General features: G+C 66.5%; 22 protein-coding genes and 1 riboswitch. Of the genes, 12 read left to right on the top strand and 10 right to left on the bottom strand.

All coding sequences use genetic code 11. From position 1 onward, the window contains the following. Positions 1–35 precede the first annotated feature (35 nt). From thiD to JUB13_RS27945, 4 genes are all read right to left on the bottom strand, one after another. Positions 36–863, bottom strand: coding sequence for a bifunctional hydroxymethylpyrimidine kinase/phosphomethylpyrimidine kinase (gene thiD / locus JUB13_RS27960; RefSeq protein ID WP_207485249.1), 828 nt, complete (start codon positions 861–863; stop codon positions 36–38). Beyond that, positions 854–949: riboswitch (TPP riboswitch) on the bottom strand. It overlaps the preceding gene by 10 nt. Positions 950–1,084: 135 nt before the next feature. Next, a complete protein-coding gene (locus tag JUB13_RS27955; RefSeq protein ID WP_207485247.1) occupies positions 1,085–1,333 on the bottom strand; it encodes a hypothetical protein in 249 nt (82 codons plus the stop codon). Positions 1,334–1,447: 114 nt separating this feature from the next. Further along, complete coding sequence (locus tag JUB13_RS27950; protein WP_207485245.1) at positions 1,448–1,852, bottom strand: hypothetical protein; 405 nt, start codon at positions 1,850–1,852, stop codon at positions 1,448–1,450. Between the two features lie 87 nt (positions 1,853–1,939). Next, the gene (locus tag JUB13_RS27945; protein WP_236025279.1) at positions 1,940–2,644 is read right to left on the bottom strand and encodes a FadR/GntR family transcriptional regulator; all 705 of its coding nucleotides are present in this window, start codon (positions 2,642–2,644) and stop codon (positions 1,940–1,942) included. Between the two features lie 240 nt (positions 2,645–2,884). On the opposite strand from JUB13_RS27945, the gene JUB13_RS27940 reads away from it, so the two are divergent. The 11 genes from JUB13_RS27940 (at position 2,885) to JUB13_RS27890 (ending at position 12,396) form a co-directional block, all read left to right on the top strand. Further along, positions 2,885–3,763, top strand: coding sequence for a fumarylacetoacetate hydrolase family protein (locus JUB13_RS27940; RefSeq protein ID WP_207485241.1), 879 nt, complete (start codon positions 2,885–2,887; stop codon positions 3,761–3,763). A gap of 92 nt (positions 3,764–3,855) precedes the next feature. Beyond that, a complete protein-coding gene (locus tag JUB13_RS27935) occupies positions 3,856–4,707 on the top strand; it encodes an alpha/beta fold hydrolase (protein WP_207485239.1) in 852 nt (283 codons plus the stop codon). 10 nt (positions 4,708–4,717) lie between these two features. Next, entirely contained in the window at positions 4,718–5,149 is a 432-nt protein-coding gene (locus JUB13_RS27930; protein ID WP_207485237.1) for a DUF1636 family protein, read from the top strand. 96 nt (positions 5,150–5,245) lie between these two features. Further along, complete coding sequence (locus JUB13_RS27925) at positions 5,246–6,532, top strand: metal-dependent hydrolase family protein (RefSeq protein ID WP_207485235.1); 1,287 nt, start codon at positions 5,246–5,248, stop codon at positions 6,530–6,532. A 186-nt stretch (positions 6,533–6,718) separates the two neighbouring features. Then, positions 6,719–7,576: a branched-chain amino acid ABC transporter permease gene (locus tag JUB13_RS27920; protein ID WP_207485233.1), complete on the top strand. Its 858-nt coding sequence runs from the start codon at positions 6,719–6,721 to the stop codon at positions 7,574–7,576. Further along, complete coding sequence (locus JUB13_RS27915) at positions 7,576–8,592, top strand: branched-chain amino acid ABC transporter permease (protein ID WP_207485230.1); 1,017 nt, start codon at positions 7,576–7,578, stop codon at positions 8,590–8,592. Before JUB13_RS27920 ends, JUB13_RS27915 begins: the two co-directional genes overlap by 1 nt. Further along, complete coding sequence (locus JUB13_RS27910; RefSeq protein WP_207485228.1) at positions 8,589–9,836, top strand: ABC transporter substrate-binding protein; 1,248 nt, start codon at positions 8,589–8,591, stop codon at positions 9,834–9,836. Before JUB13_RS27915 ends, JUB13_RS27910 begins: the two co-directional genes overlap by 4 nt. A gap of 11 nt (positions 9,837–9,847) precedes the next feature. Beyond that, positions 9,848–10,597: an ABC transporter ATP-binding protein gene (locus tag JUB13_RS27905; RefSeq protein ID WP_207485225.1), complete on the top strand. Its 750-nt coding sequence runs from the start codon at positions 9,848–9,850 to the stop codon at positions 10,595–10,597. Continuing rightward, complete coding sequence (locus JUB13_RS27900; RefSeq protein WP_236025278.1) at positions 10,581–11,297, top strand: ABC transporter ATP-binding protein; 717 nt, start codon at positions 10,581–10,583, stop codon at positions 11,295–11,297. The genes JUB13_RS27905 and JUB13_RS27900 overlap by 17 nt, the downstream gene beginning before the upstream one ends. 23 nt (positions 11,298–11,320) lie before the next feature. Beyond that, positions 11,321–12,091, top strand: a complete 771-nt coding sequence (locus JUB13_RS27895; RefSeq protein ID WP_207485223.1) for an SDR family NAD(P)-dependent oxidoreductase — start codon at positions 11,321–11,323, stop codon at positions 12,089–12,091. Continuing rightward, on the top strand, positions 12,091–12,396 hold the full coding sequence (locus tag JUB13_RS27890) for a hypothetical protein (protein WP_207485219.1): 306 nt from the start codon (positions 12,091–12,093) through the stop codon (positions 12,394–12,396). The genes JUB13_RS27895 and JUB13_RS27890 overlap by 1 nt, the downstream gene beginning before the upstream one ends. A gap of 214 nt (positions 12,397–12,610) precedes the next feature. Here the strand turns inward: JUB13_RS27890 and JUB13_RS27885 are convergent, their stop codons facing one another. The 6 genes from JUB13_RS27885 to JUB13_RS27860 form a co-directional block, all read right to left on the bottom strand. Next, entirely contained in the window at positions 12,611–13,294 is a 684-nt protein-coding gene (locus JUB13_RS27885; RefSeq protein ID WP_207485216.1) for a phosphotransferase, read from the bottom strand. A gap of 402 nt (positions 13,295–13,696) precedes the next feature. Further along, positions 13,697–14,122 carry a DUF2267 domain-containing protein gene (locus tag JUB13_RS27880; RefSeq protein ID WP_207485214.1) on the bottom strand — a complete coding sequence of 142 codons (426 nt, stop codon included), beginning with the start codon at positions 14,120–14,122 and terminating at the stop codon, positions 13,697–13,699. Positions 14,123–14,493: 371 nt separating this feature from the next. Then, the gene (locus JUB13_RS27875) at positions 14,494–14,856 is read right to left on the bottom strand and encodes a calcium-binding protein (RefSeq protein WP_207485211.1); all 363 of its coding nucleotides are present in this window, start codon (positions 14,854–14,856) and stop codon (positions 14,494–14,496) included. A 97-nt stretch (positions 14,857–14,953) separates the two neighbouring features. Then, complete coding sequence (locus JUB13_RS32285) at positions 14,954–15,409, bottom strand: hypothetical protein (protein WP_207485208.1); 456 nt, start codon at positions 15,407–15,409, stop codon at positions 14,954–14,956. 119 nt (positions 15,410–15,528) lie between these two features. Further along, a complete protein-coding gene (locus tag JUB13_RS32280; RefSeq protein WP_207485205.1) occupies positions 15,529–15,828 on the bottom strand; it encodes a RidA family protein in 300 nt (99 codons plus the stop codon). 425 nt (positions 15,829–16,253) lie between these two features. Further along, positions 16,254–19,382, bottom strand: coding sequence for an ATP-binding protein (locus tag JUB13_RS27860; protein ID WP_207485202.1), 3,129 nt, complete (start codon positions 19,380–19,382; stop codon positions 16,254–16,256). Between the two features lie 605 nt (positions 19,383–19,987). On the opposite strand from JUB13_RS27860, the gene JUB13_RS27855 reads away from it, so the two are divergent. Beyond that, the gene (locus JUB13_RS27855) at positions 19,988–21,058 is read left to right on the top strand and encodes a patatin-like phospholipase family protein (protein WP_207485200.1); all 1,071 of its coding nucleotides are present in this window, start codon (positions 19,988–19,990) and stop codon (positions 21,056–21,058) included. The last annotated feature ends 273 nt before the right edge of the window (positions 21,059–21,331 follow it).

Here is a 21,331-nt window from a genome sequence, read left to right as displayed (position 1 = left end):
TGACGAACCCGCACCCAATTCGTGACCGGCTGACTTTACCAAGCCCTGAAGCCACCTCGCAAGGCGGACCACAAGGTGTGGAAATGGTGGACGGGGCCATGTCCCGTCCCGACGTCCAACTCTCCGCTCGCAGCGATCGCCTCTGACGTGTAGGTCTTGGCGTCGCGGATTGCGCTCGCGATGTCGGGCCTTTGCGGCAGCAGAGAGGCGATCGCAGAGGCGAGCGTGTCACCGGTGCCATGGGTGTTCTTCGTGCGAATGCGCGGAGCCTCGAAGGTGGTGAAGGCAGATCCGTCAAAGAGCACATCGGGACTTGTCTCGCCGCCGAGATGTCCACCCTTGAGCAGGACGTTTGCGGGGCCCAGCCGGTGCAGCGCGCGGCAGGTCTCACGCATCCCCTCCAAATCCGTTGGCGGCTCGCTCCCAAGCAGGACGGCAGCCTCTGGCAGGTTCGGTGTGATCAGCATGGCCATGGGGAGCAGAAATTGCCGGACCGCCTCGACGGCGTCGGGCGCGAGCAGTCGATCGCCGCTCTTAGCCACCATGACCGGGTCCAGGACGACGGCGCGGGCGCCGTGCTGCCGCAGGCGCTTTCCGATTACGGAAGCCAGGGTGGCGTTCGCGACCATGCCGATCGTGACCGCGTCGATGCGGAGGTCGGCGAACACGGTGTCGATCTGGAGTGCGACGAACTCCGGCGGGACCTCGTGGACCCCTGTGACGGCGCGGGTGTTCTGGGCGGTTAGGGCTGTGATGACCGCGGCGCCGTAGGCGCCGCAGGCCGAGATGGTCTTCAGGCCGGCCTGGATCCCGGCTCCGCCGCTGGGATCGGACCCGGCAATGGTCAGGATGTTCGGGATCACCGGAATACTCCCTTCGCTGGAATGACCCAGATCAGGTTCGCGGGTGTGATCTCAGCCCGCAGATGCGGGCACCCCGGATTCAACGGGTTTCACCGTAGCGGATCGTGGGCTTCGTTCAAGGCCCACCATGCGGCATGGTGCGGATGACGGCGCTTCCCGGATCGCGTGGGCTGGCTTCGCTCGCCTACGGGGAGCGCATCACGCGACGATCGTCTATCAGGCTAGCTATCCGGATCCGTTAGGTCCGCCTGGCGAGGCCAACTCGCGACGGCATAGCCGCCGCCGCGCCCGCAGACCGAGGCAGGCCGCGCCCGCAGAGCCCAGACCCAGGTGCGAGCGGGGATCAGCCCGTCCGCGAGCAACTTGCTCAGCGACGCGACATAGGTGCAGGACAGAGGCTCGCGCTCTTCAGGATCCCGGCCGGTGTTCCCGAAGGCCGAGGTCAGAAGACGGTTCAGCCATCCGAGCATCGGCAAAGCCTTCCTGGTTGCGCCTCGAGCCTGCATCGGAAGCCGGGTGAGAGGGACTGCGCGGTTGGTCGCATGGTGCGGCGCGTTCTAGCCAGCATTGCCCATGGAGAGGAGCTACTGCGGGCACCGGTACTGCGTGTGCAGGATGTTATCGACCACCGATGTGAGCGACAGGACAAACGGGATGCCCGTTTCGACATTCCGTCCTCGATAGTCCATCACCCTCTCCACGATGACCTCGGGGTCCGTGGGGAGATCGCAGAACTGCTGCAGCGGTTTTGAGAGCCCGTCCGAATAGCCGAGGAGCAGGCTGTCGTATGCCTGCAGGATCGCGCTGCGGCACGTCGGGGCCGCGGATTGCCCCGAGGCGCACCAATCCGTCATTGCGTCGCGCGAGAGCAGCGGGCTGCGAGCGAGAGGCGGCGGAGATGCCTTTGGGCTCACGCCCAAGGCAAGCTGTGGGACCAGGAGCAAGGCCGTGGCCACCAGGCACAGGGCGCAAAGCATTTCCAGGATCATCCCTTCGGAGTGATGTGGGGGCCTCTGCCAACATGTCCTCGGCCGATACCGTGTCGGCCTGGCGACGTGGCCGGAGCGTACCCGCGATCACCCGCCCAGAAGATTGGCCCGCACGACCTCAAGGTGCTCACGCAGGCTTCTACGAGCCTCGTCCGGGTCACGGTCGCGAAGGGCCGTGACTATCCTCCGGTGCTGCTCCATGTAGACCTTTCGCCGTTCCGTCGTGACGGTCCGGGCCTTGAGCTTGCCCCACTCGGCTTGTCGGCGGACGTCGTTGATCGCTTCGTAGAGGTCCATCAGGAGGCCGTTCTTCGTCGCCCCGACGATGGTGACGTGGAGCCTGCCATCCCAGTGCTCGAACTCGGGCACATCCCCGGCCGCCTCCGAGCGTGCCAGGCATTCCTCCAGCAGACGCAGGTCCTCGGCGTTCGCCCGCCCGGCCGCCAGTTCCGCAGCGTGCGGCTCAAGCATGAGCCGGACCTCCATCACCTCGGCGGGGCTCGCTCCGACAATGCGCCGGAGCAGGCTCTCACCTTCGGGTGCGGACGCCGGCTTCGTGGTCCCCACGAAGGAGCCACGGCCGACGTGCCGGACGATCCGGCCGCTGTCCTCGAGCGGCTTGAGCGTCTTGCGAAGCGTGTTTCTTGACAGGCCGAACATCCGCTCCAGCTCGCGCTCCGTCGGCAGCTTGTCGCCCGGCTGCCAAGTGCCCTCCGCGATCCCGCGCTCGATGAACGCGAGCACCGCGTCGACCCGCTCGGCGGCGCGATCCCGGATGTTCTCCAGCGTCATGCCCGACCTCATAATGATCCATTCGTGAGCCATTTTTAGCTGCCCCTGCCTCTATTGGCAAGGGCCGGTCGCCTCGACAACGGAGATGATAGCGTCGATTAGTAGGTATGGGTGACGATTGGCGTTGACCTCATTGTCCCATACGTGATCCATTTTGCGCTGAAACGAACCGCCTAGTGATCCAATCGAGCGGAAAAGGGCGGATTGGGTCACGATTGCCCGACCGCAGGAGAACACTGGATGAAGCTCGCGACCCTCGAACTCAACGGCCGGCTCACGGTTGGCGTGGTGGACCCTGACGCCGGCCTCGTCCGCATCCTTGACGGGGTGCTGGGCGACGCGGGCTCGGACATGCTCGCGCTCATCCGGCGCTACGACGAACTCAAGGCCGGTCTCGAGGAACGCGGAGAAACCGTCGCCCTGTCCGACGTCCGCATCCTGGCCCCGATCCCACGCCCGCCGCGCAACGTCATCTGCGTCGGCAAGAATTACCATGCGCACGCCGAGGAGTTCACCCGCAGCGGCTTCGACGCCGGCGCCAGGATCGAGGAGGCGATCCCCACCAGGCCGATCGTCTTCTCCAAGCCCCCAGAGACGGTCATCGCTGACGGTGAGCCGATCCGCTACCCGCATGGCGTCAGCGACAGCATCGACTACGAGGCCGAGCTCGGCGTCGTGATCGGCAGGGGCGGCCGCGGCATCAAGCGCGCCGACGCCTACGGCCATGTCTTCGGCTACACCATCGTCAACGACGTGACCGCGCGCGACCTGCAGAGCCAGCACAAGCAGTGGTTCCTGGGCAAGGGTCTCGACACCTTCTGCCCGATGGGGCCCTGGCTGGTCACCGCGGACGAGGTGGATCCGGAGAACCTCGCGCTGCGCTGCTGGGTCAACGACGAGCTGCGCCAGGACGCGAACACCCGCGACCTGATCTTCGACATCCCGACCCTGATCGAGACGATCTCCGCCGGCATCACGCTCGTTCCGGGCGATGTCATCGCGACCGGCACGCCGGTGGGCGTCGGGATCGGCTTCGACCCGCCGAAGTTCCTGCGGCCCGGAGACCGCGTGACCATTGAGATCGGCGGCCTCGGCCGCCTCAGCAACGTGCTCGCCTGAGCCCGGGCCAGGCGCTTCGGGGGGACGGCGCGCCGTCCTCTTCGGCCCCCCGGCCGGAGGGCCGGGACCGACACGATCCACAGGAGGAAACGATGCAGCAGGATTCCCGCACCATCGGTCTTGAGGAGCTGGGCGGCCAGGGCGAGACTCTCGTCCTGGTGCACGGGCTCGGCGGCAGCACGAACACCTGGTTCCCCCAGGCCCAGGTCCTCAAGCGCGACTTCCGCATCGTCGCCTACGACCTCGCGGGGTCCGCCCGATCCCGGGCAGCGGGCGACATCTCCATGGCGCGGCACGTCGAGGATCTCCTCGCAGTCGTCCACGACACGGGCTCCCCCCGGGTCCACCTGGCCGGGCACTCGATGGGCACGATCGTCTGCCAATACTTTGCCGCCGAGCATCCCGAACTCGTCGCGAGCCTGGCGCTGCTCGGAGCGTTTCCCGAACCTCCCGAGGCCGCCCGCAATGCGCTGCGCGAGCGCGCTGCGAAGGCGCGGGCCGAGGGCATGCGCGGCATTGCCGACGCGATCGTCGCGGGCGGAACCTCGGACGACACCAAGACCAACCAGCCCGCCGTGCTCGCCTTCGTGCGGGAGTCGCTGATGGCCCAGCCCCCGGAAGGCTATGCTGCGAATTGCGAGGCACTCGCCGGGGCCAAGGCGGCCGATCTCTCCCGCATCGCCTGCCCGACCCTGGTGCTCAATGGCGACCAGGACCGCACGGCGCCGCCGGATGTGGGCCGTGCGATCGTCAGCGCCGTCAGGGGTGCCGAGTTCGTGCTCCTCCCGGGCTGCGGCCACTGGCCGACGGTCGAGCGCGCCAAGCAGGTCAACTACGCCTTGAGCCTGTTCTACGCGCGGCTGCGCAAGCCCCAGCAGGCCCCGGGGGAGGGCGACGCTCCGGCCCAGCCCGAAGCTGTGCCCGTGCCGGGCTTCCAGCCCTGAGGAGGCGTGGATGGCCGGCAAGATCTTCGTCTGCACGACCTGCAACCGCTATGCCCACGCCCCGCCGGGCGAGCCCACGCCCGGGCAGAAGCTTGCCGAGGCGATGATCGCGATCGAAGGGGGCCGCCGGGGACCCGTGGCGATCCGGACCGTCGTCTGCCTGAACAACTGCCCCAAGCCGTGTGCCGCGGCGCTGCGCCAGCCGGGCAAGTACGTGATCCGCTTCTCGGGCCTGTCGGCAGGCGACGCCCCCGCACTCCTTGAGATCGCGGAACGCTATGCCGCCAGCATGGACGGCGACGTGCCGCTCCGGGACTTCCCGGAACACCTCCGCTGCAAGGTGTCGGACCGGATACCACCGGTCCGGGGCGTCGTGCCGCCGGTTTCCGAGCATGGTTTGGTCCATGACCCAGTCCCGGCCCTCCCCGGGTTCGCGCCCTGACTCGGGCGACCAGAAGAGGACCCGTCCTTCCCAACGGTGCGAGGCGGACTTTTATCGGTGGATGCTTGGCAAAAACGCAAGAATACGGAGGAGTACATGTCCAGGATACTGATCTCAAATGTGATGATCTTCGAGGGGACTGAGAAGGATCTTCGTCCGGGCGAGGTGCTCGTCCAGGGGAACCGGATCCAGGCGGTCGCCGGCCCCGGCGAGAGCCTCCCACGCGAGGGCGCCGAGATCCTCGATGCCGGCGGCGCCACACTCATGCCCGGCATGGTCAACACCCACTGCCACCTGACCTACAACAACGGCACGACGGTCGCCGAGCTGACCGCGTTGCCGGTCGAGGAGCATGTGCTCCTGACCATGCACAACGCCAGGCTGGCGCTGGACATGGGCTTCACCGCGGCGATCGGCGCCGCCTCGGCCAAGCCCCGCCTCGACATCGTCATCCGCAACGAAATCAACGCCGGCAAGATCCCCGGCCCCCGGCTGCTCGCCGGTTCGCCGGAGCTGACCGTCACGGGCGGCCTCGCCGACGACAACAAGTACGATCAGAAGCACCCGTCGATTTCGATCATCTGCGACACCCCGGACGAGTTCCGGAAGGTCGTCCGCACGATGATCCGGGAGGGCGTGGACCTCATCAAGTTCAACAACTCCGGCGACAGCTTCTGCTTCCCGCGCATGGCGGCCTATGACAACCCCATGACGGATGCCGAAGTGGCAGCGATCTGCGACACCGCCAACAACATCGGCAAGCGCCTGGCGGCCCATGCCCATGCGGACTCCTCGGTCCGGCAGTGCATGAAGTACGGCGTCGAATTCATCTTCCACGCCACCTTCGCGACCGACGAGACGATCGAGCAGCTCGAGAAGGTGAAGGACCGGCACTACGTCTCGCCGGCGATCGCGGCGCGCTACAACACCACCTACGAGGCCAAGGATTGGGGCATCACGACCGATGTCGCCGAGATCATCGGCAACAAGCGCGAGCTCGAAGAAGGCATCAAGGTGATGCGCAAGATGCGGGCCGCCGGCATCAAGGTGCTGCCTTTCGGCGACTACGGCTTCGCCTGGCTGCCGCACGGGACCGAGGCGCGTGACCTTGAGCACTTCGTCAACCTGTTCGGCTACGAGCCCTGGGAGGTGCTGCGTGCGGCCACCGCGTGGGGCGGCGAGGCCTGGGCCGGCAAGTCGGGCGAGAAGATGGGACGGGTCCAGCCCGGCTACCTCGCCGACATCCTGCTGGTCGATGGCAATCCCCTCTACGACCTGAGCCTGCTCCAGGACCGTCATTCGCTGCTCGCGATCATGAAGGACGGCCTTTTCCACAAGCCGTTCCAGGGCCGCGCGACCGACATGCGCGTCGCCGCCGAATAGGCGGGACCGACCGAACCTCCAGGCGCCCCGCTTCTCCACCACGCTTGGCGGTCTGATCGTGTGCTTATTGCCCTCTCCCTGAACCCTCCCCGCGTTGCGATGGAGGGAACAACGCCCCCTCTCCCGCGAAGCGGGGGTGGGATGGGGAGGAGGCAAACCTCCGCAACCTGCACGCCGGCTGCCCCGATGAGATTTTACATCCTCCTCTCGCTCAACGCGCTGACCGTGGCGTCGCTGTACTTCCTGGTGGCGAGCGGCTTTTCGCTGATCTTCGGACTGCTGCGCACGGTCAACATGGCGCACGGCGCCTTCTACCTGCTGGGCGCCTATGTCGGGTACGACATCGCCTCCTACAGCGGCTCGTGGGTGCTCGGGTTGGTGGGCGCGGCGGTGGCGGTGGCCGCGGTCGGGCTGGCCATGCACCAGCTGCTGCTGCGCACGCTGGGCAACGATGAGCTGCGGCAGGCGCTGGTCACCATCGGCTTCGCCATTGTCGTCGGCGACCTGCTCCTGGCGCACTACGGCGGCATTACTTACCAGTTCACGCCGCCCGACGCGCTGTACGGCACCACGCCGATGCCGGTGGTGAAGGGCTATCCGACCATCCGCATCGTGGTGATCGCCAGCGCGCTGATCATCGGGCTGGGGCTCTGGCTGCTGATCCACAAGACACGGCTGGGCATGCTGATCCGCGCCGGGGTGGACGACCGCGATATCCTGTCGGCCATGGGCTTCAATGTGCAGCGCGTGCTGCTGCTGGTCTTCGCGCTCGGCGCCGGCCTGGCCGGGCTGGCGGGCGTGATCGGCGGCAGCGCCCTGTCAATCTCGCCGGGCGAGGATGCGCGGTTTCTGCTGTCCTCGCTGGTGGTGGTGATCGTCGGCGGCATGGGCAGTCTGGCCGGCGCCGCGCTGGGCGCCCTGCTGATCGGCTTCGCCGAGCAATTCGGCCTCGCCTTCATCCCGAACTACGCGACGCTGCTGACCTTCCTTCTCATGATCGCCGTGCTGGCGGTCCGGCCCCAAGGCCTCTTTGGCAGAGGGTGATGCGCATGCCTCCCCGCTTCCTCGTCCGCCATCCCTACCTGCTGCTGGTGCTGGCCGGCGTGCTGTTCCCGCTGGTGGGCAGCGAGTTCTGGGTCGGCACCGTCGCCGCCCGCGCGCTGATCATCGGCACCATGGCGTTGAGCCTCACCTTCCTGACTTCCACCGCCGGACTGGTGTCCTTCGCCCAGGCCGGCGTTGCGGGGGTAGCAGGCTACACGCTGGCGCTGCTGTCGCCGAACGTCACCGGCGTCGGGGTCGAGGTGGCGTGGCCACTGGCGGTGGGCGCCGCGCTCCTCATGGGGACACTGGCCGGCGTGCTGGTCGGTTGGGTCTCCGTGCGCTCCAGCGGCATCTACTTGCTGATGATCACGCTGGCGATGTCGGTCAGCCTGTTCTACCTCGTCTCGCAGAACACCGAGGTGTTCAATGGCTTCGACGGCATCAACGGGCTGAAGGCGCCGGTGGTCTGGGGCATCGACCTGCGCGCGCCTCTGCCCTTTTACGGCATGGCGCTGACCGCCGCGGTGCTGTCGGCGGCGGCCGTCCTCTACCTTGACCGCACGCCGTTCGGCTCCCAACTGCACGCACTGCGTAATGCGCCGCGACGGGTTTCCGCGCTGGGGTTCAATGCCGTGGCGCTGCGTATTGTCGCCTTTGGCGTGGCGGGCTTCATCGCCTCGGTTGGCGGTGTTCTCAACACCTGGTTCAGCGGGCAGATGTCACCCGGTGCGGTGGACGTGCACGCGGCGGTCAACCTACTGGTCGTCGCAGTGCTCGGCGGCATCCGCCACCCGCTCGGCGCCTTTCTCGGCGCCATCACCTTCGTCCTTCTTGAGAACTACGCCGCCTCGGTGATCGATCGCGAGCGATTCAACCTCGTCATCGGCGTCGTTTTCATCGTCATCGTCCTGTTCGCCAAGGACGGACTGAGCGGCCTCATCAATCAACTGCGCGTCCATCTCAACCCGGCGTGGACCGGCGGCCGGCGCGCGAAAACCCGGAGGAAAGCAGCATGAGGAAGACCATCGGCACTGTATTGGGCGCGGTCGGCGTTTCCGCCCTCCTGTCCACCACGGCGCTCGCCGACGACATCCGCCTCGGCGCCCTGGCGACGCTGGAGGGGCCGTTCGCCCAGTCCGGCCTGGACGGCCTGCGCGGCGTCGAGCTGGCGCTGGAGAAGTACAACTACACGGTTGCGGGCAAGAAGATCACCCTGGTCAAGGAATCCTCCAATGCCAAGCCGGACGTCGCGGTCGCCAAGACCCGCAAGCTGATCGAGCAGGACAAGGCCGACATCGTTGTCGGCCCGCTGTCCGGCGGCGAAGGCATCGCGGTCAAGGAGTACGCAAAGTCGGTGCCCGACAAGACCTTCGTCAACGGCACCTCAGGAGCCCAGGACACCACACTGCGCGACCCGGCGCCGAACTTCTACCGCTTCACGCTTGACGGAGCGCAATGGCAGGCCGGCCTGGGCAGCTACGCCTACCAGAACAAGGGCTACCGCAACATCGCGGTCATCGGCGAGGACTACTCGTTCCCCTACGCCCAGGTGATGGGCTTCCAGGCCGAGTACTGCACGCTGGGTGGCAAGATCGCGCAGAAGAACTGGGTCCCCGTCGGCACCAAGGACTTCACCTCGGTGATCGCCAAGCTGCCCGACAATGTGGACGCCGTGTACGTGCTGCTGGGCGGCGCCGACGCGGTGAACTTCCTGACGCAGTACTACCAGTCAGGCGGCACGGCACCGCTGATCGGCAGCAGCGTCACAGTGGACCAGACCGTGCTCAGCTCCAAGGGGCCGTTCCGCCAAAAGGTTGTCGGCATGCTGGCCGCCGGCCCGGTGGCAGACTCCAACGAGGACCCGAAGTGGGTCGAGTTCGTCAACGCCTACAAGAAGAAGTTCCCGGATGGGCTGCAGTCGCCGTCGCTGTTCGCACACGGCTATTACGTCAGCACGCTGGCCGTGCTCCAGGCATTGGAGCAGGTGAAGGGTGACCTGTCCAATGACCAGAAGACCTTCCAGGCGGCGCTGGCGAAGACAGAGGTCACTACGAACTCGCCGACCGGGCCCATCAAGCTCGACCAGAATCGGCAGGCCATCGCCGACAACTTCGTCACCGAGGTCGCGCAGAAGCCGGACGGCACCTACTACAGCCAGATCGTGAAGGTGGCGAAGGCCGTCGACCAGACGCTCGGCATGGACCGCGCCAAGTTCCTCAGCCTCGGTCCGGCCAGCCGCGACAACCCACCCTGCAACTGAGGAGCCGCACCATGCACACGGCACCGATCCTGAGGGTGCGCGACCTATCGATCAGCTTCGGTGCCGTGCGCGCGGTCGACCGCGTCTCGCTGAGCCTGGAGCCGGGAGAGAGGCATGGGCTGCTCGGCACCAACGGCGCGGGCAAGACCACGCTGTTCAACGCCATCTCCGGCGACGTGAAGCTGTCGGAAGGCAGCATCGAGTACAAGGGGCGGACCATTTCGCGCCTGCCCATCCATCGGCGCGCCCGGCTGGGCATCGGGCGCACCTTTCAGACGACGCTGACCTTCGCTGACCGCACGGTGGAGGACAATCTGCGCGTCGCGGTGATGGGCAGCCACGGCCCGCGCTTCGCCATCGGCACCTGGAACCGCTACGGGGCGCAAGTGCAGGCGGCGCGTGCCGTTGCGTCCCGCTTCCGGCTGGACGAGGTGATGGAACAGCCGGTGGCGACTCTATCCTACGGCCAGCAGCGGGAGCTGGAGATCGCAATGGCCCTGGCCAGCGACCCCGAGCTGCTGCTGCTGGACGAACCGGCGGCGGGCATGTCGCCACAGGCGCGCGGCCGGCTGATCGAGGTTCTGCGCTCCCTGCCGCGCAGCATCACCATGCTCTTTGTGGAGCACGACATGGACGTGGCCCTGTCGCTGGCCGACCGCATCACGGTGATGCGTGACGGCGCCATCGTGGCATCCGGCACCCCGGCGGAGATCCGTGCCACCCCCCTGGTTCGGGAGATCTACCTTGGCGGCAAGCACTAACGCGCTGGTCATCAGCGGCCTGGAAGTCCACCGCGGCGTGGTTCCGGTGCTGCACGGCGTGGACCTCCAGCTCGATGGGCAGACGCTGGCCATCCTAGGCCGCAACGGGGCGGGGAAGACGACGCTGTGCAACACGCTCCTGGGCCTGCTGCGGGCGGAGAAGGGCTCCATCCGCTTCAACGGCGTCGAACTCGCCGGGCTGAAACCGCACCAGATCGCGGAGCATGGCCTGACCATCGTTCCCCAGGGACGCCGCGTCTTTGCCTCGCTGACCGTGGAGGAGCATCTGCGTCTCGTAGCCGGGCGGCGGCCGGGACCGTGGACGATTCCGCGCATACACGACGTCTTTCCGCGCCTCGCCCAGCGCCGCCGCAACCATGGCAACCACCTCTCCGGCGGCGAGCAGCAGATGCTCGCCATCGCCCGCGCCCTGCTGACGAACCCGAAGCTGCTGGTGCTGGACGAACCGTCGGAAGGGCTGGCGCCGAAGATCGTCGATGATTTGCTCGACGTGCTGCGCGCGGTGAACATGGAGGGCACGTCGATCCTGATCGTTGAGCAGAACCTGCGCGTCGGCACCACCGCGTCAGAGCGCGTCGCCATCATGTCCGGCGGCCAGATAGCGCTGGTCACCAGCTCCAAGCAGCTCTGGGAGGACGAGGAGATGCAGCACCGCTACCTGGGCGTCTCCACCCACTGACCAATCAAGAGGGATCAACACCCATGCGGCTCTCAGGGATGTTCGCAGTCGTCACTGGCGGCTCGGACGGCATCGGCTTCGGCATCGCGGAGGCTTTCGCGCGGAACGGTGCGGATGTCTGCATCATCGCCCGCAGTCCCGACAAGCTGAACGCCGCCGCCGCGACGCTGGAGGCGACCGGAACCAAGGTGACGGCCCTATCGGTGGATCTCGGCGCGCCGGACGGCGTGCAGGAGGCGGCCTCTGCGCTGAAGAATCTCGGCCGGCCCATCAATGTGCTGGTCAACAACGCCGGCACCTCGACCTTCATCCCTTATGTCGAGGCCTCACGCGAGCAGTACGACCACAGTGTCAACCTGAACGTCACCGTCCCGTTCTTTCTGACGCAGGCGTTGGTGCCGCTGATGCCGGCCGGGGGCGCGTCGGTCATCAACATCTCCTCCTACTTCGCGCACAAGATGCTGCCTGGTCGTCCCTCCAGCATCTATTCCCTGACCAAGGGGGCGCTCAATTCGCTGACCAAGGCGCAAGCCTACGAGCTGGCGCCGCGCGGCATCCGCGTGAACGCCATAGCGCCCGGCACTGTGGATACCGAGCTGCGCCGCCGCACCATTGCCGCCATGCCGGAGGAGGCTCAGCGTGCGATGGGCGAGCTGGTGAAGCGGCTCTACCCCCTTGGCCGCATCGGAAGGGCATCGGATTTGGGCGGCATCGCCGTGTTCCTGGCGTCGGCGGAGGCCGAATGGACCACGGGGGCGATCTTCGATATCGATGGCGGACTGACGATCACCTGATGGCCGTCGTGACGGCCTGCTCGCTTACCCCGCCCTGGCCGGACCCGCTCGAAGGATCGAAACCGCTGAGCTTCGGTGAATGGGTCCAGGACCGCTTCCCGATGGGATCCGGCGAAACCGCCCTCGTGCGCGAGCTCTCGTCAGAGGGCTTTGAGCCTGCGGAACCCGAGGGCGACCGTTCACGCACGGCGAAGCTGACGCGCTCCCCGGGATTCGGATGCGCAACCACCTGGATCGTCCCTTGGCGCGCCGTCGCCGACCGCATCACGAGCATCGAGGGGAATGAGCCGTCTGCCTGCTTCTGAGCTCTTGGCGCAGCGAGACCCCGGCATCGCCATCAGAGATTGGTGGATCAGGAGGCCTTCTTCTCAGGAGCTGCGCTTGTCGTTCTTGTACCGGCTCACCTGGCCCGTTCCGCCTTATCGAGTGGGGCGAGCAGCCGGGCGAGGTCCTTCCGCGTCGCCATGATGTTGGGCTCGGCCATGGGCCTCCATTTTCGGCAGGAGGCTCCGCAACTGCTCACGTCAGTGCGGCCTCGAGGCCGGCACGGTTTCGGATGAGCCAGGCGACGCTGCGGGTCTGCCACGCAACGCCCCAGATGCGCGGGGCATGTTCCGTTTTAGGTCCGATCTGCTGCTCGACCACCTCATTCGCGGCGCTCTGGGCCGCGAACTCGATGATCCGGTACGCGACGCGGTGGCGTGCCGGCGCAGGCAGCTCATAGGCGTCCGCCAGGATGCGGACCTGACGCAATCGGTGCGCCGCGTCCGGCAGCCCGTTCATTGCCGCCACATCATCGTCGTAGAGCTGGGCGTTGTTCCAGGCGGCCATGGCGAGTTCGGTCAGGCGATCTACGGGTCCCGCAACCTCCCAGTCGATCAGGGCAACGGGAAGGCCGTTCCGGGAGACGATGTTCCACGGCGCCGCATCGCAGTGGCCGATGGTGTCCGGTGTCCCGATCTCGCGGCCAAACCAGGGGCGCCAGATGGCGCGTTCTGGCGCTCGGAATTCTGCAGAGGCGTCGTGTAGGCGCCGCAGAATGGCGCCGAGTTCATGGATCGCATCGTCCGTCCAGGGCGCCGGGTTGATGACCCCTTCGATGAAGGTGAGGAGCTCGCGGCTCTGGTCGTCGAAGCCAGGACTAACGACGCGCGACGCCGCCGCGAAGCCGACGCGCTCGCGATGCCTGAGGAAGGTGTGCACCGAGGGTGCCCAGGGACCCGCCACCCTCACGACTGTGTTGCCGCGGCGCATAACTGCGGTTCGGCCGCCTGCCAGTGAGACGTCAAGCTCGCCAGTGTCGATGTTCATGCCTGGGTTCCTTGCTGTCTGGCCTGCGCGGGCGGCGCGCCGGGGCACTGATCCAGCAGGCGATACTGCCGATGGCCGATGATGACGATCCGAAGGAGGGCCCGGGGTCCCAGCATTTTCGGCTACTCGCGTTGCCCCTGGCACTCGTACCTGGCGGGTGGTGGGTCAGAACGCAATCCAGCGCGATGCACTCGCGATTGAGCGGCTGAAGCTTGAGGCTTGCAGCGGGGATCGCCGCGCCCTGAGCCGCCTTGAAAAGTGCCTGACGGAAGGTCTGCGGGAGATCGCCGAGAGCTATTGCAAATCGGCCCAGTACTCCGCTGCGCCTTCGGGCAACTCTGAAAGCACTCGATCCAGAACGACAGTGTCGACGTGCTTGCGCAAGGCCGTTGCGACATTCCGAATGCAGGTGTCCGGTGCGAAATTGTGATGCCTGCGCAGGACTTGGACTTCCATGGTCATCGCCGCGCGGTCGCCGAAGGGGAGTCGCGGTTCATCGACGTTCCAGTCCGAAACAAAAATCGCTCGTAGAACCGGCGGCAGTACGTTCGCGAAGAGGTTCGCTTCTCTCACGGCCAGGCGCCGACGGAATACGAGCAGCACGCCCTGCACAACTGTGTAAGCCTGATTCCGTGTCGTAAGGTGCGCCGCTTCGACAACATCGACCAGAAACCTGTCAAAATCCTCAGAGGCATGTTGGATCTCCATTGGCACCGTCATGAGAACGACCTCGTTGTGAGTCCAATGCAGGGGCGACAAGTCTGCGCGGGAGCGGGGTCGCCCAAGTTTACCTGAATTGGCCGTACTGGCCATCGCTCGGCAAATACCCCCTGACAATTTGGCGCGGGGCAGCGTGCGATCCGTCGCACCGAAGGGCGCGATGCGGGCATTGCATCGCGAGAGGACCTCGCTGGGCCTCCGTGTCGCTCCGGAGCCGATGGGATCCTAAGCCCAGCGGCTCCCCTTCCACCCCCCTGACCCGCCGCTCGCAGGCTGCTGGTCCGCGCTGGCTACGACACAGCGGCATGCCAAGTGGGATCTCGGCGCGCCCGTCAGGCAGGCCAATGATCAAGGCCTGCCTGGACACCTACCTACTCGCCGACGTCGTATGAGGAAACCGCGCTTCGGACCCGGTCGCCCTCTAACGCGTTGGAATCGACGATCTCATCGCCGGATACGACGAAGAGATCCGGCCCATGTCCGCCGATCAGGACGTATGCGGCATTCCCTCCGCGCAAGGTATCGTCGCCTGCCTGGCCGAGAAGAAGGTCATTGTCATTCCCGCGGTCGTGCATATCCCGACCGCGGCCGCCATCGGCGGTGGCGTCTTGCGCGTTCGCAAGGCTCGCTCCCGAGACCATGACGACGAACAGTAGACTTCCGTGCGGGCGGCCATCCCTAAACGGCCACTTGGTCGTGGTCGCCGGCGTCGTCGGTTGCGGCAAGACGATCATTCTGCGCCAGCTCCGGGAGGACCTGGGCCGCGGCGGCAAGGTGATCGTCTCGAAAGCCTGTCGGTCGATAAGGATCGCGCCACGATCCCGACGCTGATCACCGCTCTTTTCCACGATCTCTCGGCGGACAAGGATCCGAAGATTCTAACCCAAGGCAAGGGGCGAGACGCGGGAGCGCGTGCTCCAGCAGCACATCCGACGGGGCCGCAAACCGGTGGCTCTGTTCGTCGACGAGGCGCACGACCCGCACGTCAAGACGCTGATCGGCCTGAAGCGGCTGATGGAGGCCACGGCCGACGGCGGCATGCTGTCGGTCGTGCTGGTCGGGCATCCCAAGCTGCGCAACGACCTGTGCCGGCCGTCCATCCAGGAGATCGACTTCCAGACCGCAATCTTCGAGTCCGAGGGCATGATCGGGGCCCAGCTTCCCTACATCCGGTGGCTGCTCCAGACCTGCGCCAGCGAGGGCGTTGCCGTCAGCGACATAATCGATGATGCGGCGGTCGAGATGCTGGCCGACCGAATGAAAATACCGCTGCAGATCGAGCAGCACCTGACCACGGCCTTCGAGGAGGCGTTCCGGGTCGACGTGCGGCCGGTCACCAGCGACGTTGTCGAGAGCATCCTGTCCAGGCAGCTCGATGACCTTGAGCCGCGGTTGACGCGGCTCGGCTACTCGGTGCGGATCCTGCCGAGCAGCGCCGTGCCGAACAGTTCACGCACCGCCTCGGTGAGCGGCCCGAGCTTCGACTGGTCATGGTCGACAACGAAGGTCGTTATCTTGGCGACGTGCCGCGGTTCGGCACCCGCGGCGGACAGTACCGCTGCGAAATTCGTGAATGCACGGCGCACCTGCGCCTCGAAGCCAGAGGCCAGGATGCCGTTGCGGTCCTTACCTCCCTGGCCGGCAACGTAAATGGTGCGCCCGGCCGGGACCCCCAATATGATCGACGTCGGGAGATGTTCTCCCACCCCATCGACGAGACGGACCGGGCGAATTTGACATCGCGAGCGACTCACGAGTGGATCTTGCTTGCATCGCGTGCCGCCCCGCCTTTATCGGGGCCGACGCCATGAAGATCAGCGCGACATCCGCACACTCGGTCACGTTCGCGAACGTATCTAAACGGTGTTTGCTGGGTCGGTCGGGGATCGCCAGCGTCTTCTCGTCGAGAACCGCGACAAAGTCCGGCGGATTGCTTCGGAGAAACATCAAGGCGCTCGTCATGGCCGCGGGATGCGACCAGCAGGATCGGGCTCGCCGCGATGAACCTCCTGACATTCCCGCCGAAGCCGGCGGAGCACTCGTCTTGCGCCTCCGGGATTTGGTGGGCTCCCGCGCCGCCCACGTCCCCTCCGTTCGACCAGGAACCCGTCCGCAGCGCGACGATCCTCCCTCATCCGGGGCGCGGCGAGCTGGTTAAGGCCTCGGCCAGGACCGCCTGGAGATCACGCACGCCGAACGGCTTCCGAAGCACGATGACGGCATCGGCCGCCAGCGTGTCGGTCTCGACGTATCCAGTCGCGACCAGCACGCCGAGATCCGGACGCAGCGACCGGATGCGCGCGGCGAGCTCGATCCCCGTCATGCCCGGCATCGCGTGATCCGTGAGGACGAGGTCGACACCCTCGCCGCTTTCGATCCGGGCCAGCGCCTCGATCCCATTCCGCGCGGCGATTACGTTATGCCCGAGTTCCTGCAGCATAGCACCGCAGGCGGCGCGTGCCTCAGGGTCGTCGTCGACCAGCAGGATCGTCGCGCCGCCGCCTCCCTCGACCCCGTCCCAGACGGAGGACGGCGGTTCTGGATAGCCGGCCTCCTCCTGCGCCCGGGGCAGGTAGAGGCAAACCCGCGTACCCTCTCCGACACGGCTGTCGACTGTCACCTCGCCGCCGAGCTGCTTCACCGTTCCGTAGACCTGCGCGAGTCCCAGGCCTGTCCCTTTCCCTATTCCCTTCGTCGTGAAGAACGGTTCGAAGAGTCGGGCGAGCACCTCCGGCGTCATTCCGACGCCGGTGTCGCGCACCTCAATCAAAACGTGGTCGCCGGACTGCAGGACCGCCGGCCGGTTTTCGGCCGCGGCGGCGACATTCCGCGTCTCGATTGCGAGCTCGCCGCCCTCGGGCATGGCGTCGCGGGCGTTGATCGCCAGGTTCAGGACCGCCAGCTCAATCTGGTTGGCATCGGCTATGGCCGGCCAGAGCCCCTGGCCGAGACGAAGCGACACGCCGACGACACCGCTGAGCGTCCGGTGCAGGAGATCTCCCATGCCCGAAATGACCCGATTCAGGTCAGTCGGGCACTTCTCCAGGCGTTGGCGCCGTGCGAACGCCAGGAGCTGCGCGGTCAACCTGGCTCCGCGACGGGCGGCCTGCATCCCATTGCGCAGATGGTGAAGCACGCGTTCGTCCGCTCCCACCCGTCGCTCGGCGAGCTCGAGCGAGCCGAGTACGGCCTGGAGGAGGTTATTGAAATCGTGCGCGATGCCGCCGGTGAGCTGGCCGACCGCCTCCATCTTCCGCGCTTGGTGCGCCTGCTCCTCGGCCTCGTGCCGGAGCCGCGACAGCTCGAGGTGAGTACGCACGCGGGCCTGCAGCTCGCGGGCCGAGAACGGCTTGACAAGATAGTCATCAGCGCCGGCCTCGAGGCCCTCAACGCCCGCCTCCTCGCCGGCGCGGGCCGACAGCATGACGATCGGAAGCGTCCTCAGCGCTGGATCGTTGCGGACCGCGCGTACCAACGCGATCCCGTCCATCACCGGCATCATGACATCGGTGACGAGCATGTCCGTGGGCCGCGCACGCAGAGCGGCCAAGGCCGCTGCCCCGTCCGCAACGCCCTCCACGTCGTGATACGGCGCCAACAGGCGTTCGACATAGGCGCGCATGTCCGCGTTGTCGTCGGCGAGCACGATACGGGCACGCCCAGTCCAGATGGGATGGGATCCCGCAGGCAGGGGTGATGCCGGCCGCAGCGTAACCACGTTCGCCGGAACCGCGCGGGGCTCGGGTAATGGGGCTGCGGCAGACCAACGCAGGGCCTCTTCGACGAAGGGCGCCGAGCCCGTGGTGGTGCCGGCGAGACGGCGCGGCGCGGCGATCCGATCGGCCGGCAGATGGGCGGAGCCCACCGGGATCGTGACCGTAAAGGTCGTCCCGCGGCCCTCCTCACTTTCGACCGACACCGCACCGCCGTGGAGAGCAACGAGCTCGCGCACGAGCGCCAGACCGATGCCCGAGCCCTCGTGGGTTCGGCTCGTCGTACCCTCGATCCGGTGGAAGCGTTCGAAGATGCGCCCGAGTTCCTGGGCCGGGATGCCCACGCCCGTGTCCACGACCTTCAGCCGGATCATGCCGTCGCCGTCCTCCCGCAACGTCACCGCGATGCGACCGACGAAAGTGTGTTTGAAGGCATTCGACACGAGATTGAGGACGATCTTTTCCCACATGTCGCGATCGACGTAAGCCGGCTCGGCGATCGGCGCGCAGTCGACCTCGAAGGCGACGCCGGCTTTCTCGACCGCCGAACGGAATGTGCTCGCGATCTCGGACGTCAGCGCCGCCAGATCGCTCGGCTCGAAGCTCGCCTCGGCGCGCCCGGCCTCGACGCGCGAGAAGTCGAGGAGCGTGTTGACGAGGCGAAGCAGCCGCAGCGCGTTGCGATGCGCGATGGTCAACTCGCCGCGGACGTCCTCCGGCAGGTCGGCACGCGCGAGCACGTCCTCGACGGGCCCCAGCATGAGCGTCAGGGGCGTGCGGAATTCGTGGGAGACATTGGAGAAAAAGCGCGTCTTGGCGCGGTCGAGCTCCGCCAGCGCGTCCGCCCGCCGGCGCTCCTCCTCGTGGGCCCGAGCGTTGCGGACGCTGGTGGACACCTGCCCGGCGAGGAGGTCGAAGAAGGAGCGGTAGCCGTCGTCGAGCGCCCGGTTCGGACTGACCCCTGCGACGAGGATCCCGAGAGGACCGGATCTGCCCGGACCAAACAGAGGCATGGCGACGGCCGAACGGACCTGGTCGGACCAGATCCCGCACTCGAGGCCGAGCATTTGTCCGATGCCGTCGCACATGACGGTTTCGCCGGCGAGGACCTTGGCCGACGGCCACGGGACGACGTCGTTCGCACCGATCGAGGGCGCGGCGCTCGGATCCCCGGACCGCAACCCGGCCGTCCCGCGGAGACTCAGGGTCGAACCTCCGACGTCCATCAGGTAAAGGAGGGCGAAGGGCACGTCCAGCGGGTCCGAGGCGATGGCGGCCGCGACGTCCCGGCAGGTTGCCTCGACGCTGCGGAGGTCGGCGGCGTTGGCGGCGAGGTCGCGCAGCAGCTTGAGCCGGCGTTCGCCGACAACCTGCGCGGTCACCTCGCTGCAGACGGCGAGCATGCCGGCAACACGGCCCTCATCATCTTCCGCCGGGGCGTGCGAGACGCTGAAGTACGCCTCCTCCCTATATCCGGCCCGCTCCATCAGGAGGGGGAGTGCCGGGGTCCAGTTCGCCACGCCGGTCGTCATGACCTTGTCGATCATAGGCCCCAGCGTGTCCCAGCTGGCTGCGAGGGTGACGCGAATGTCGCCTCCGAAGGCCGCGGGATGCCCCTTTCCGATGAGCAGGGCGTAGGCGTCGTTATAGATCTGAGTGAACTGCCGTCCCCAGGTCAGCACCATGGGGTACTGAGAGGAGAGCAGCGTCCTGACAGTCGAGCGTAGGCTCTGCGGCCAGGACGCCTCGTGGCCGAGCGGGGTGCTCGACCAGTCGAGCGTGCGCCCGAGGGCCCTGACCTGGCCGGGGCCTGCGAAGACGCTGATCGGAGAGCGGGGCGCGCGCATCCGGCGACAATAGGTTACGCGGTCCTCGGGCGTCCAGGGAGCGCCGTTTACGAACCTGGCAGCGGGACATGGCTTTCTCGTTGCGGACCGGACCAGCCGCCGGACAATTTCTCGGAGCCCGAAAGCTCTACAGCACACGCAATACCGACGCCCGGAACAAGGGATTTGCCACCTTCTTGCAAAGTGGAAATATTACCGACGAAATTAATCGAGAACTGCGCAAGTGGAACTGATCGCGGGTATCGCCGTTGAGCCTCGGTCTCTCGCAGGTGCGAGATGAATCTTTCAGCGGGTTGAGGAAATCAATGGACACGCATCATCCGCAGCAAGCCGGGCCCGCCGCGGCAACCCGTCAAAGCCCTGCTGGAGCTCGCGTCGCCCTGGTGCTCGGAGGTGGGAATGCGCTCGGCGCGTATCTGGCGGGCGCCTATGAACGACTCAGCGAGGATGGTTTTTCCCCCGACTGGATCATTGGCGCGTCAATCGGAGCGGTTACGGCAGCCATTCTGGCCGGAAACCCGCCTGAGCATCGGTTGGACAAGCTGCGCGTATTCTGGAGCGAGGCAACCCAGCACACTATGGCAACCTCCCTAGGCGGACACTCCATGTCGCGCAAGGTCTACAATGGCGCCCATGCCGCGCTCGCCGCTCTTGCGTGCCGACCGAACATGTTCCGACACCGGTTCCCCGGCGCCTGGTCCGTGCTGCCATGGATGCCGAACGATGTCGCGCTGTACGACGCCTCGCCACTTCGGGAGACGCTTGTGCGCCACGTCGATTTCGATCGACTGAACAGCGGTGCCGTGCGGCTCACCGTCGGCTGCGTGGACATGGAGAGCGGGGAAGAGGTGTTCTTCGACACGGAGCGGGACGAGATCCGGCCGGAGCACATCCTGGCGAGCGCCGCGATCACCCCCGCGTTTCCGCCCGTCGAGATCGGCGGGCGCCTGTTCTGCGACCCCGGATACGCCAACAACATGCCCTTGGATGTGCCTTTCCGGGAACCCTCCGACTGCGACCTTCTCTGCTTCGCCGTCGAACTCTTCAGTCTTCGGAGCGAGAGACCGGCTTCCCTGGATGCCTCGATCGAGCGGACCCAGGACATTCTTTTTGCAAGCCATGCCCGCCGGAGCGTGGAGTGGCTGCGCCGGGAATCTGCGCTGCGGGAGCGGATCGATCCGCGGGGTTCGTCAGCGACTCTGGTCCACTTGGCGTATCGGGCGGCAAACCACGAGCTCGCAGCCAAAGGCTTCGACTTCTCACCGTCCTCGATTACCGACCGATGGGCTACCGGACGCAACGACATGGACGCGGGACTGCAGCGCCTCGCCCGCAATGAACACGGCGAACAAAGATTCAGGTACGTCTCGGTCTGAAGTTGTGGCGCAATACATTGCGCCTTTTCAGTTTCCCAAGGTGTCCCCAAGGTTTTGACACGGAATTACGTTAGACATCGAATCGTTTCAATACCTCCATTTGCCTTAGCTTTTACCCCCCATACGGGGTGGCGCTGTACAGTGCGAATGCGTGCAGCTGAGGGTCCTTCTCTTGCGGCGGTGCCGACATGCGAGGTGCCGGCGACCGCCAGGAGCCGGCGCAAGGCCCGATGGGCCTCAATGTTGTCCGCCACCCCACAGTGGCCGGCGTAG

This window comes from Arenibaculum pallidiluteum (genome assembly GCF_017355985.1).
GTDB lineage: Bacteria > Pseudomonadota > Alphaproteobacteria > Azospirillales > Azospirillaceae > Arenibaculum > Arenibaculum pallidiluteum.
This window is presented reverse-complemented; position numbering and strand designations above follow the sequence as displayed.